Below are 13,208 nucleotides of genomic sequence, written 5' to 3' on the forward strand. Positions count from 1 at the left end.
GAAAATGAAAGGAATTACGTGCATTTACAACTAATTCAAATATTAAAAAGGCGGGTATACGAACATGTCGGTCACGCACCAGCAGCAGTCAGTGTTATTAGAACAAGTTTTTTCGCTTATCAACGATAAAGTCGATGCCTCAGAATCGAATAAAGTCATTCAGTTTGGGAATTTGCTGTTAAAGACAATGTCGTTTGACGATTTGGACGGTCGCAGCGATAGCGATTTATACGGCGCTATTTTGAGCTTGTGGAAGCTACTGCAAAGTAAGAAAAATAGTGAACCATCCATCAAAGTGTTCAATCCTGAAATTGCCAAACACGGCTGGCAGTCGTCGCATACGGTTATCCAAATTATCGTGGATGACATGCCCTTTTTAGTCGACTCCATCAAAATGGCGATTAACAGACTTAATATTACATCACATCTGGTATTGCATTCTCCTATGCACTTTACCCGTGAGCTTAATGGCAACGTAGGCGCGTTTGTCGAAAAATCAGAGCGCGGAACTAAAGGTTGCTCTGAAACCGCATTTTTGATTGAGATAGATCGCCAGTCTCGCCCCGAGTTTGTAAAAGAGCTTACCAGTGAACTGCATTCAGTGGTAAGTGAAGTGTCTCTGTCGGTAGCTGACTGGCAAACAATGCGTGAAACCTTAACTAATATCACTAAAAATTTCGCCCAGTCTAATAGTAATGCCCTAAATGAAGTTAAGTCTCAGAGCAAAACCTTCTTAAACTGGCTAAATGACCATAATTTCACGCTAATGGGATATCGTTACTACGACGTAAAAGCCATTGAAGGCGATCACCGCTGGATACCCGTAGACGAAAGCTCTTTGGGGTTAATGAAAAATTCGGTAAGTGCACGGGAGCGAGTGCTGTCTAATGTGCCTGCTAGCGCGCGCAAGGAAGCTTTAAGCAGCAACCCACTAATGCTGACTAAAACCAGTTCTAAATCGCGCGTTCATCGACCAGCCTATATGGATTATATAGGCATTAAAGATTTTGATGAAAAAGGCAATGTTAGCGGAGAGCATAGATTTTTAGGCTTATACTCTGCCTCTTTCTACAACAGTAGCGCCACCGACTTACCCATGCTGCGAGAAAAAATTGATAGAATGTGCGTTTTCTCAGGCTTCGAGAAAGGCACGCATGCTTATAAAGCGTTCGTTAACATTATAGAAACTTACCCACGCGACGAGTTAATTCAAACACCTGATCAAGAACTTGCGCAAATTATTTTGGGCATTTTTCAGATGCAAGAAAGAGGAATGACCAGAATATTCGTGAGAAAAGAAGCGTACGGACGCTTTATTTCCTGCATGGTATACGCGCCAAGAGAACGCTATAACACTCAGTTAAGACGAGACACTCAGCGTTTATTAAAAAACGCATTTAATGCTAACGGTGATGTTGAATTTAATACGTATTTTTCAGAATCAGTTTACGCAAGAACGCATTATATTGCGCGCGTCAAAAACAACAACATGGAATTCGATGTGAATGAGATTGAAAAGAACCTGATTGAGCTCACCAAAACATGGCAAGACAAATTAAACAGTAAAATTGTCTCTGTTTATGGTGACGAGCAGGGTAAAAGTATCGCCCAGAAATATGATAACGCCTTTACCCGTAGCTATGCCGAACAAAACCTACCGAGTGCCGCGCTTGTCGATATTCAACGAGTAGAATTGCTCAGCGACGAAAAAACATTGGACATATTGTTTTATCAACCCCAAGAGGAAGTATCGGGTAGTAACATTGTAAAACTAAAGCTTTATCATAAAAATGAGCCAATTCACCTGTCAGATGTACTGCCAATTTTAGAGAACTTTGGACTTAGGGTAGTGGATGAAAGACCTTATAAAGTGACCACTGATAAAGGCGAGCTTAGCTTCGTAATGGACTTCACCATGATTTACAAAACGAGTAGCGTTTTTGATATGGAAAAATCCCAAGAGCTTTTCCAAAAAGCGTTTACCGCTACCTGGGATGGCGACTTAGAAGACGACGGCTTCAACCGCTTAATTTTGAGTGCTGGCATTACCGGCAGAAGAGTCACCATTGTGCGCGCATACGCAAAATATATGCGCCAAATTGGGACGTCGTTTAGTATTGATTACATCGCTAATACAATGGCGAGCTACCCAGAGATCGCTAAGCTTGTCATCGACTTGTTTCACCAGAAATTCAGTCCAAGTATCCGCAGAAACAAAAGTAAAGTTGAAAGCATACAAGCCAACGTAATGGCTAAATTGGATACTGTATCTAATTTAGATGATGACAGAATTATTAGGCGTTATTTAGAACTTCTTAATGCGACTCTAAGAACCAACTTTTATCAGAAAACCAAATTAGGCGCGTTTAAACCCTACATTTCATTTAAGTTACTGCCAGAGCTAATTCCTGATATGCCTTTACCTCTGCCTAAATTCGAGATATTTGTATATTCTCCTAGAATTGAGGGTGTTCACCTTCGCGGCGGAAAAGTGGCGCGGGGTGGACTGAGATGGTCTGACCGCATGGAAGACTTTAGAACAGAAGTGCTAGGCCTTGTAAAAGCTCAGCAGGTGAAAAATACCGTAATTGTTCCGGTTGGCGCAAAAGGGGGGTTTGTGTGTAAGAAAATGCCATCGGGAGCCGATCGGAAGACCATTCAGGCAGAAGGGCAAGCCTGCTATAAAATATTTATTAGAAGCCTATTAGATATTACCGACAACATTAAAGACGGACAAATTATCCATCCTAGAGACGTGGTGCGTTTAGATGAAGATGACCCGTATTTGGTGGTAGCAGCTGATAAAGGCACAGCTACCTTTTCTGACATTGCCAACGCGATATCAAATGAGTTTGATTTTTGGTTAGGCGACGCTTTTGCCTCTGGCGGCAGTGTTGGATACGACCATAAGAAAATGGGAATTACTGCACGCGGCGCGTGGGAGTCAGTGAAGCGCCACTTCCGTGAAGTTGGTATAAATTGCCAAACTACGCCTTTTACCTGCGTAGGAATAGGTGACATGGCAGGTGATGTATTCGGCAACGGTATGCTGTTGTCGCAGCAAACTAAGATTGTGTGTGCGTTTAACCATATGCATATTTTCTTTGACCCTGACCCCGATCCTGAATCCAGCTATAAAGAGCGCAAACGTTTGTTTGGTGACCCTAGTTTAAGTTGGGATGATTACGAGCGCTGCCTTATCTCAAAAGGCGGCGGTGTTTTTAAGCGCAGTGACAAATCAATCAAGCTTAGCCCAGAAATGAAAAAATGGTTAAACACGCGCCAGCTCACCATGTCACCCGTTGAGCTTATTTACAATGTATTAAAAATGCCAGTAGATTTGATTTGGAATGGTGGTATTGGTACCTATGTAAAAAGCAAACACGAGTCGCATTCTGAGGTCGGAGACAGGGCTAATGACGCAACGCGCGTAAACGGCGCTGATGTTAAGGCGAAAATTATCGGCGAAGGCGGAAACTTAGGCTGCACTCAGTTAGGTCGTATTGAATATGCAGCATCTGGCGGTCGTATAAATACCGACTTCTTTGACAACGTGGGCGGTGTAGATTGTTCAGACAATGAAGTTAACATCAAGATATTGTTAAACACGGTCGTAAACAAAGGTGATCTAACTGTAAAGCAGCGCAACAAATTGCTCTACGAAATGACTGATGATGTTGCTCAAATAGTGATTCAAGACTGCTACCGTCAAACCCAATCGCTGTCAATTACCCAAATGATGGGGGTAAAACAGCTTAAAGAACAGCTTCGATTTATTCATGGTCTTGAACGAGAAGGTTCACTTAATCGTGAATTGGAATTTATTCCCTCAGACGATGAAATATCTGAAAGAGTAGTGACGGGTCAAGGCTTAACGCGCCCAGAACTTGCAGTACTTATTGCGTACGGCAAGATGGTACTCAAAGAAGAATTTAATATAGAGGCTATTACTACAAACCCTTATTATAATCAGTACTTGTTAAATGCATTTCCAAAAGTGCTAAGAAATCAGTTTGCTGAACAAATGCAGGAGCATCCTCTTCGCGGCGAAATTATTGCGACAAAATTGACCAATGAAATTATTAATGACATGGGCCTTAATTTTGTGCATCGAATTCGTGAAGAAACGGGTGCAAATGTTGTTCAAATTTGTAACGCCTACTCTATAGTAAAAGCCATTTTTAATATGGGTAGTCTATGGGAGTCAGTAGAGGATTTAGATAATGTAATTAGTGCTGGTCTGCAGCTTGAAATTTTAGACGGCATGCGCCGAACATTACGCCGTATTGTGCGCTGGTATATCCGCCATGGCGAGTTTAAACTAGGTATTGACGAAGCGATTAAAAAATATTTGCCTGCGTTTACTGTCATTAGTACGAATTTGACTAGCTTTTTGGTAGACGAAGAAGTGAAAGAGGTAGAAGACCGCTGTGCCTTTTTAGTATCGGAAAATGTGCCTAAAGAAATTGCATATAAAATTGCCAGTTTAAGCAACTTATTCTCGTCGCTTGATTTAGCCCAAATGGCAGAGCTAAAAGACCGGCCAGTGGAAGTGGTTGCAAGGCTTTACTATCAGCTTGGTCATAAATTTGAACTTCACTGGTTTCTTACTCAAATTATTCAACAGAGTGTTAGTAATAATTGGCAAGCACTGGCAAGAGCCTCTTATCGAGAGGAACTTGATTGGCAGCAGCGCGCGATAACCCTGGTTTTACTGCAATGTTCACCCGACAGCGCCGACGCCGACAAAATACTTAGTGACTGGTCAAGCACTAATAGTGTTAAAGTAGCGCGCTGGTTGCACATGATGACTGAGTTTAAAACCTCAGATAATCACGAGTTTGCTAAATTTTCTGTTGCCTTACGTGAATTGATGCTGTTAAGTATCAGCGCAAACCATTAAACTATAACTCGCAAAAAGTACTCAGCCCTGCTTGCAGGGCTTTTTTATATCTAGGATAAAAGTGTATTCAATCGTTCAAAAATTGTTAATGCTGTGTGATGCAGAACGAAGCCATGATTTTTCGATGGCTTTTCTTAAAGGTTCTCAGCACAACCTGTTGAAAAACATTTATGCCCAATCGCTAAGTGGCAAACCCCTTGAGTGTTTGGGCTTGAGTTTTAAAAACCCAATTGGCTTAGCCGCAGGCTTAGATAAAAACGCCGAGTGTATAGACGCGTTTGACGCAATGGGTTTTGGGTTTATTGAGGTAGGCACCACTACGCCTTTAGCGCAGTTTGGCAACGACAAGCCCCGAATGTTTCGCTTGCCACAGCATAAAGCCATTATTAATCGATTGGGCTTTAACAACAAAGGGGTCGATTACCTTGTTGAGCGCGTAAACCAAAGTAATTACCAAGGTGTGTTGGGCATTAATATTGGTAAAAATAAGGATACGCCTGAAGAAAATGCAATAGATGACTATTTAAACTGCATGCGCAAAGTCTATGAGCTAGCGTCTTACATTACCATCAATATTTCGTCTCCTAACACCCCAGGGCTGCGTAATTTACAATACGGTGATTTACTTAAAACCTTGCTCAGTAGCTTAAAAACAGAACAAACTCTTCTGCACAAAGCAACCGGGAAGTACGTACCATTGGCGGTCAAAATAGCCCCTGATAATACACAAGCAGAAGTTCATGATATTGCCACAGCACTCATCGAAACGGGTATGGATGCAGTAATTGCTACTAATACCACACTTGCCCGAGATAGCGTGCTTGGGCATAAACATGCTGATGAAATGGGTGGGTTAAGCGGCGCTGTCTTAACTAAGCAAAGTAACGATATCACGCAAATGCTGAGTAAAGCACTCAACGGTGCAATGCCAATTATTGGTGTAGGCGGCATTAGTAATGCACAAGATGCTGCTCAACGCTATGCTTCTGGCGCTCGTTTACTCCAAGTATACTCCAGTTTTATTTACCAAGGACCACCGCTACTAAAAGAACTGACCAATGTATAAATTTATAGTAACCGCTGCCAAAGGGCTTGACGAATTATTAAAGCTTGAAATAGCAGAAATGTTAAATATTCCTGATGACGAAATTCAATCTTTTGCCCGCGTTCAGCCAGGCCAAGTAAGCTTTGAAGCTGAATTAAAGGACGCCTATAAAATATGCATGAGCTCTCGCCTAGCTAACCGTGTCTTAATCGTCATGAATGAGGGTAAAGCGGGTAATGCTGAAGAGCTATATACGCTTGCCTCTCAGGTCGACTGGCCGCAGCAATTTAGCAGCCATACCTCGTTTGCGGTGCAGTTTGTGGGCGAAAGCAAAACAATCAACAATACCCAGTTTGGTGCCTTAAAAGTAAAAGATGCGATTGTCGATTCTTTTGTAGAAGATGGTCAATCCCGTCCTAATGTTGAAAGACAATTTCCAGAATTTCAGGTGCATGTAAGGCTAAGGCGTGAAAGTGCGGCTATTTGTATCGACTTGTCGGGCACTAGCCTGCATAAGCGAGGGTATCGAGAAGCCACTGGCGATGCCCCTTTAAAAGAACAGCTTGCTGCTGCAATCTTATATAGAAGCGGCTGGCACAAAGACTGCTCAAAAGCCTTGCTAGATCCAATGTGTGGTTCAGGTACCATCGCTATTGAAGGTGCTATGATAGCGGCTAAGATTGCGCCCAACGTTGAGCGTAAGCTATGGGGCTTTAGGCACTGGTTTGGGCATCAGGCCGCTGAATTTGAAAGCGTTAAAGCCGAACTAATAGCTCAGCAGAAAGCACCAGACGGGCCTATTTACGCTTTCGATATTAGTACCACTATTTTAGATTACGCCGTGACCAACGCTGAAAACGCAGGGGTTGTCGACTATATTGATTTTAAACAGTGCGATGCACTGCATGCAAAAGTAAAAGAAACTCAAGGTTACATCGTGTGCAATCCTCCTTATGGAGAAAGACTTGATGATTACGTTGGTCTGCTGCCTTTATACTCTCAACTAGGCAGCCATTTAAAAGCCAATTTTGCTAATTGGAATGTGGCGCTGTTAAGCTCCAATGACCATTTATTAAAAGCGCTTAAACTTCGCACCCATAAACGGTTCAAGTTATTTAACGGAAAGCTAGAGACTCAGCTAGCCTTGTATCAATTGACTCAAGATAACCTAACTGCTTTTCAGGCTAAGCTCAATGAAGACGAGTTTAGCAACAGGCTCAGCAAAAATGTAAAACGCATTGCGACTTGGTTGAAGAAAACTGACACAAATGCGTACAGAGTTTACGACGCCGATTTGCCAAACTATAACTTTGCCATCGACTGCTACGCCGACTACGTTATTGTGCAAGAATATGCACCGCCTAAAACCATTCCTGAAAATGTTGCGCAAGAGCGTTTAGCCCAAGCTTTGCTGCATATTCCGCATATTTTAAAGGTGGATCGTAAACGTATTGTGCTTAAAGTGCGTAAAAAGCAAGAGGGTAAAACGCAATATCAAAGAGTAGATACGAAGCAATCGCGAATCGAAGTTTATGAGAATCAAGCTAAGTTTTTGATCAACCCGACTGACTATTTAGATGTGGGCTTGTTCTTAGATCATCGTATTACCCGTCAGCGCTTTGCTGCGCAGTCGCGAAATAAGCATGTATTAAACTTATTTTGCTACACCGGGAGTGTGTCGGTACATGCAGCGTTACAAGGTGCCAAATCGGTTACGTCGGTAGACATGTCCAACACTTATATTCAATGGGCTAAAGATAACTTTGCCCTAAATAATCTGCAAGGGGCATATGAATTTTTGCAGGCAGACTGTTTAGTGTGGCTTGCTCGACAAAATCCAGCAAATAAATTTGATATGATGTTTGTAGATCCGCCTTCATTTTCCAATTCAAAACGCATGGAAAACAATTGGGATGTGCAGCGCGACCACGTTGCACTTTTAAGCGATGCTAAAAATATGCTGGCCAGTGACGGTAAAATTTATTTCAGTAACAATTTACGTAGTTTTAAAATTGATGCCCAAGCTTTAGAAGCACTTGGTTTTAGCCTCAACAATATAGGCACCCAAACCATTGATGAGGACTTTAAACGCAATCAAAAAATTCATCATTGCTGGATATTAAGCCTATGAAAATAACATTATATAAAGGCCCTCAATGCGAGCTTTGCGATCATGCTATTGCGATTATTAAGCAGTTAGACGAGCCCATTGAACTAGAAAAAGTGAATGTTAGAAACTCAAGTGAGTTGTATCATTTATATGGTGCGCGTATACCGGTAATAAAAAAGAATAATGCTAGCATAGGTGGCAGCGTCAGTAATGCTTCAAATAACCCTCCACATAGCTCAACAAACGAGCTTGGTTGGCCATTTTCTCTCACTCAGCTTAAGGCGTTTCTTGCATGAGTTTACTTCAAATTAAACAGGCCAGCATATTGTTTGGTCAGCCACCTTTATTAGACCAAGCCGAATTTGTGCTGCACGAAAAAGAACGCGTATGCGTAGTGGGTCGCAACGGCAGCGGTAAGTCTACCATGCTGCAGGTACTTAGCGGCGAAGTGAAGCTTGATGAAGGACAGCGCATAGGGGCAAATCATGTGAACATAGCGCGTTTAGCTCAAGATCCGCCGACCAACAATGATATTTCTTTATTTGACTATGTGGCCGAGGGTTTAGCTGAAGACGCCTATGCTATTAAAGCGTATAACGCGCAAATACATAAAATTGCTGAAGACAGCAGCGACACCGCGCTGGCCGAATTACAAAGACTGCAAGAGATACTCGACGCGAATAATGGTTGGCAAACCGAGCAGCGCATAAACAATGTACTTTCCCAGCTAGGTCTGGACGCAGAGATGAGTCTACAGGGCTTATCGGGCGGTTGGCGACGCAAAGCAGCACTGGCAAGAGCCCTGGTGTCGCAACCCGACATATTGCTACTAGATGAGCCAACTAACCACCTAGACATTGATATGGTGAAGTGGTTAGAAAAAACGCTACTGTCTTTTCAAGGGGCCATTGTGTTTATCAGTCACGACCGTGCATTTATTCGCAGCATGGCAACCCGCATTGTTGATATTGATCGTGGCAGCGTGACCTCATATCCCGGCAATTATGAGAAGTACCTTGAACAAAAAGCCATTGATTTAGAAATTCAAGAAACCCACGCGCGCGAATTTGACAAAAAGTTAGCCAAGGAAGAGGTATGGATCCGTCAAGGAATAAAAGCTAGGCGCACACGCAACGAAGGTAGGGTAAGAGCCTTAGAAGCTTTACGGTTGGAGTTTAAAGCTAGGCGCAATCAGTTGGGCAACGCTAATATTGTGAGCTCGGTAGGTGTTAAGTCAGGCAAACGGGTGTTCGAGCTTAAAAACGTCAATTATCAGTATGGCGACAAGCCTGTTATTCAGAACTTAGATGTACTCATAAACAGGGGTGATAAAGTCGCCTTTATTGGCCCGAACGGCTGCGGTAAAACAACCCTTATAAAGTTGCTTATTGGTCAGTTAGAGGCTCAAAGCGGTGAGGTTTTTCAGGGCGCAAACTTAGAAATAGCGTATTTTGATCAGCATCGAAATCAGTTGGATCTAAATAAATCCTTAATAGATGAAATAGCTGACGGTAAAAGAGAAATTGAAGTAAACGGCTCACCTCGACATGTTATTAGTTATTTGCAAGACTATTTGTTTTCACCTGAGCGGGCAAACGCACCAGTATCGACCTTGTCAGGGGGAGAGAAGAACCGCTTGATGTTAGCAAAGCTAATGCTCAAACCTAGTAATCTGCTAATATTAGATGAACCAACCAACGATTTAGATGTCGAAACGCTGGAATTATTAGAGTCTTTGCTAGTGGATTACAAGGGTACTTTGCTGCTAGTCAGCCACGACCGTGAATTTATTGACAATGTCGTAACGTCAAGTTTATTTTTTGAAGGTAATGGCAAGATATCGCAGTTTGTAGGCGGTTATGAAGATGTTCAGCAGTGGTATGCAAGCCAAAGAAGTGCCGCTGAGAAAACGTCTTCGGGGTCAGTAATGAAGCAAAGACTAAATGCACCGCCTAGTGCAGGTAAATCTACAGATTCGGCTACTAAGGTCAGTGCGAAAAAGTTATCATATAAAGAACAGCAAGAGTTACTGGCCTTGCCAAAGCAATTAGAAACATTAGAAGAAACGCTTGAACTTTTGCAACAAGAAGTAAGCCAGACTGATTTTTACAGTCGCGATACTTCCAAAACGCAACCGATAATAGATAAACTAGCTCAGACTGAGCGTAAATTAGATACTACATTTGCGCGTTGGGAAGTGTTGGAATCATTACAGAATAATCAGTAGTTACAGGAAAATTCATGAAATTAAACCGCATAACAGCTTTGTTAATGCTAAGTAGTTTACCTTTACTGGCAAATTCAGCTTCGTATGAAGTGGTCGAACTGCCAGGCGCTAGCATGTCATTAAATCAATTTGGCAGTGCTATAGACGAAACAGGCTTGGTGTTAACGACAGCCGTTCGACCCTTTAATCCGCCTATTGACTTGTCATTAATCGATTTGTCGATTTTTACGATGCTAAATGATCCCCAAGGTGCAGCGCGAGGTGACTTTGAAGAAGAAGACTATAAGCTTATAGCCACTTTTCTTGTTGCTCAAAACGCAAATCAGCAAAACTCCTTATTTGGTCAAAAACTAGCCACAGAGCTTGTCTACTCAAGCGATGGCACCAGCTTGAATTATGTTAGCGGCTTAGATGAAATCGCCGATGCCACGAATGGTTTTACGTTTGCCCAACGCTCGTTAGTCGGAGATTCGGTAAACGGTACACACATTGTTGGCACAATGGCAGGCCCTTTCTCTAAAATACCTTACACAAATAGCGAAGGTGTTGAACAAGTTTATAATTTAAATACGTTTTCATCACGCGGTTTTGTGCAAGTAGGCAATGCTGTCACCCAACTTGTGCCAGAAAATACAGAGGCAGGGGGGGTTAGCACCGCTCAGGCAATAAATGCTGGTCTGCAAATTGCTGGCTCCACCAGTATTGGCCCGGCACCGGTGTTAGTTGATGTAATTGCTAATTGTGCAGATGATGAACTTCGTCCAGACGAACCTATAGAGGCATGCTTATATAAGCTGCGTATTCAATCGGGCAACGTAGACAGTTTTCGTAACGCAACAACGGAGCGTGCAGCAGTATGGCAAGTAGATGTAAACGGCGCGGTAATAAGTAAAACTATTTATGGCTTGGTATTTGAGCCCCAAGAGGAGTCACGACTCGCATTGTCTACATCAGCAATTGCCATTAACGATAATGGCGTTGCGGTAGGTGTGAGCGATGCACCTTTTTTCAACCGTACTGACGATACCGCTGTAATTTTTGAAAAGGGGCAAACTATTCGCATTATTGAAGATGATGCCTTAATGCCTAACGCCGCAACCGGTATCAATAACAACGGGCTTATTGTCGGTTTTCAGCGATATTTAGTGGGCAGAGACGTGCGCACGAAAATGTTTACTTTTGACCGCAAGACCGATGTTTTGACATTTGTTGATGGTTTTTTTGTAAACTCATCCACAATCCCAAGAGCTATCAATAATAATAACCTTGTTGTTGGAGAGGCAGACCGAGACGCTGGCATCGGTTTGAGGCAGAAAAGTGGATTTTTATATGATATTAATACTGATACTTTTTCAGATTTAAACTCGCTTCTAGCCTGCGATGCAAACTTTACTATTGTAGCTGCCGACGATATTAACGACAGCGGTGAAATAATTGCAAGCGCATTGGTAAGAAGACCCGCGCGTAACGTGAAAGGGGAAGAAACAGATGGCCTTGTCGATACAGTCATTGCAGTAAAGTTAATGCCTACTGGTCGGCAGCCAAGTGAATGCGGACCTTCTGAAGACGATATATTTGCTATTGAACGAAAAGGTGCGGGTGTCGGTTTTTTGACTTTATTAGGATTATTCGTAATTAGTGTGTTTAGAAGACGTATTTAAAAAGCTTAGCTTGTAAACATAGAAAATATTAGGATATTTATTCTACTCCTCCCAAAGCCATTCTAGCAGTGGCTTTGCTATTTTTTAATAACTATTTTGCTTATTTATTTCATTTTTTATTGCTAAATAATGTAAGGTGATCCTTCCATATTTTTCAGGCACTTATCATTATTAGCGTTATTTCAAGGGATTACCTTATTGAAAAACTGCTTACATAAGTGTATCAATTAGGGGTAGAGCTTTGATGTTGCCACCCTTAATTATTAAACCGTGGAGGCAACACTTTGACATTGCAGTTAGTGTTCAAAATGTTCATATAAACAAGCGATATTAATTCTCTACTCTATTTATGTAATCTTATTTAATCTAAAGAGGCTATTAATGAAAAGACAAAAAAGAGATAAGTTAATAAGAGCTCATTCAAAAGGCTATCAAGCTGGCATTGTAGGTCGTTCTAAGGAATATTGTCCATTTCAGGCGACCAGCGCAAGATCACATTGGTTAGGCGGGTGGAGAGAAGCATTCTCAGACCGTCAGTTAGGCTTTAGTAGCAGATAATAGCAGTAAGTTCGTAATCAAAGCATTTAGCAAAAAGCCCGTCTTGACGGGCTTTTACATAACATTTACGTAAAGTCCAGAAAATTTAAAAAGCTGATGTATCTTGAAACAAACCGACTTTTAAATCTTTTGCGGTATAAATAACGCGGCCGTCTACAGATACCGAACCGTCAGCCATACCCATGTACAACCTGCGTTTAATAACGCGCTTGAAGTCTATTCTGTACGTGACTTTTTTCGCGGTAGGCAATATCTGACCTGTGAATTTAACCTCACCCACACCTAGTGCTCTGCCTTTTCCTGGACCACCGGTCCAGCCTAAGAAGAAACCAACGAGCTGCCACATAGCGTCGAGTCCTAGGCAGCCCGGCATTACCGGATCTCCTGGGAAGTGGCAATCAAAGAACCAAAGATCAGGTGAAATATCAAGCTCTGCTTCAATAAAACCTTTACCGTTTTCACCGCCTTCTTCACTAATATTGATGATACGGTCCATCATTAGCATGTTAGGTGCAGGCAATTGGCTGTTACCAGGTCCGAATAGTTCACCGCTGCTGCATGACAATAATTCTTCCCGTGTAAAACTGTTTTGATTCATAGGCATAGTCTTTTCTTTTTCAGTTATTATATTATTCTAATTATGCGCTAATTTAGCGAACACTTGTACGCAAAACAACTCTGAGCAGTTAAAAAAAGTAAAATAA

At 42.1% G+C, this 13,208-nt stretch carries 8 protein-coding genes; 7 read left to right on the forward strand and 1 reads right to left on the reverse strand.

Annotated features, from left to right (window positions below; genetic code table 11):
- The first annotated feature begins 64 nt into the window (after nucleotides 1–64).
- The 7 genes from GPUN_RS03755 (at nucleotide 65) to rmf (ending at nucleotide 12,504) form a co-directional block, all read left to right on the forward strand.
- Nucleotides 65–4,903 carry an NAD-glutamate dehydrogenase gene (locus tag GPUN_RS03755; protein ID WP_006003540.1) on the forward strand — a complete coding sequence of 1,613 codons (4,839 nt, stop codon included), beginning with the start codon at nucleotides 65–67 and terminating at the stop codon, nucleotides 4,901–4,903.
- Between the two features lie 61 nt (nucleotides 4,904–4,964).
- Complete coding sequence (gene pyrD, locus GPUN_RS03760; RefSeq protein ID WP_006003542.1) at nucleotides 4,965–5,969, forward strand: quinone-dependent dihydroorotate dehydrogenase; 1,005 nt, start codon at nucleotides 4,965–4,967, stop codon at nucleotides 5,967–5,969.
- Complete coding sequence (gene rlmKL / locus GPUN_RS03765; protein ID WP_006003544.1) at nucleotides 5,962–8,079, forward strand: bifunctional 23S rRNA (guanine(2069)-N(7))-methyltransferase RlmK/23S rRNA (guanine(2445)-N(2))-methyltransferase RlmL; 2,118 nt, start codon at nucleotides 5,962–5,964, stop codon at nucleotides 8,077–8,079. Before pyrD ends, rlmKL begins: the two co-directional genes overlap by 8 nt.
- Nucleotides 8,076–8,354 carry a glutaredoxin family protein gene (locus GPUN_RS13855; protein ID WP_006003545.1) on the forward strand — a complete coding sequence of 93 codons (279 nt, stop codon included), beginning with the start codon at nucleotides 8,076–8,078 and terminating at the stop codon, nucleotides 8,352–8,354. The genes rlmKL and GPUN_RS13855 overlap by 4 nt, the downstream gene beginning before the upstream one ends.
- Nucleotides 8,351–10,285, forward strand: coding sequence for an ATP-binding cassette ATPase Uup (gene uup / locus GPUN_RS03775; protein WP_006003547.1), 1,935 nt, complete (start codon nucleotides 8,351–8,353; stop codon nucleotides 10,283–10,285). The genes GPUN_RS13855 and uup overlap by 4 nt, the downstream gene beginning before the upstream one ends.
- A gap of 14 nt (nucleotides 10,286–10,299) precedes the next feature.
- On the forward strand, nucleotides 10,300–11,946 hold the full coding sequence (locus GPUN_RS03780; protein ID WP_006003549.1) for a DUF3466 family protein: 1,647 nt from the start codon (nucleotides 10,300–10,302) through the stop codon (nucleotides 11,944–11,946).
- 381 nt (nucleotides 11,947–12,327) lie between these two features.
- On the forward strand, nucleotides 12,328–12,504 hold the full coding sequence (gene rmf, locus GPUN_RS03785) for a ribosome modulation factor (protein WP_006003551.1): 177 nt from the start codon (nucleotides 12,328–12,330) through the stop codon (nucleotides 12,502–12,504).
- Nucleotides 12,505–12,589: 85 nt separating this feature from the next.
- Here the strand turns inward: rmf and fabA are convergent, their stop codons facing one another.
- On the reverse strand, nucleotides 12,590–13,108 hold the full coding sequence (gene fabA, locus GPUN_RS03790; RefSeq protein WP_006003553.1) for a 3-hydroxyacyl-[acyl-carrier-protein] dehydratase FabA: 519 nt from the start codon (nucleotides 13,106–13,108) through the stop codon (nucleotides 12,590–12,592).
- Nucleotides 13,109–13,208 lie beyond the last annotated feature (100 nt).

Source organism: Glaciecola punicea ACAM 611 (genome assembly GCF_000252165.1).
Classification (GTDB): domain Bacteria; phylum Pseudomonadota; class Gammaproteobacteria; order Enterobacterales; family Alteromonadaceae; genus Glaciecola; species Glaciecola punicea.

Bases quoted from the DNA above. Each gene is read 5' to 3' on its own strand.
- GPUN_RS03755 (WP_006003540.1), top strand. From the start codon at position 65: ATGTCGGTCACGCACCAGCAGCAGTCAGTGTTATTAGAACAAGTTTTT.
- rlmKL (WP_006003544.1), top strand. From the start codon at position 5,962: ATGTATAAATTTATAGTAACCGCTGCCAAAGGGCTTGACGAATTATTA.
- GPUN_RS13855 (WP_006003545.1), top strand. From the start codon at position 8,076: ATGAAAATAACATTATATAAAGGCCCTCAATGCGAGCTTTGCGATCAT.
- uup (WP_006003547.1), top strand. From the start codon at position 8,351: ATGAGTTTACTTCAAATTAAACAGGCCAGCATATTGTTTGGTCAGCCA.
- GPUN_RS03780 (WP_006003549.1), top strand. From the start codon at position 10,300: ATGAAATTAAACCGCATAACAGCTTTGTTAATGCTAAGTAGTTTACCT.
- rmf (WP_006003551.1), top strand. From the start codon at position 12,328: ATGAAAAGACAAAAAAGAGATAAGTTAATAAGAGCTCATTCAAAAGGC.
- fabA (WP_006003553.1), bottom strand. From the start codon at position 13,108: ATGCCTATGAATCAAAACAGTTTTACACGGGAAGAATTATTGTCATGC.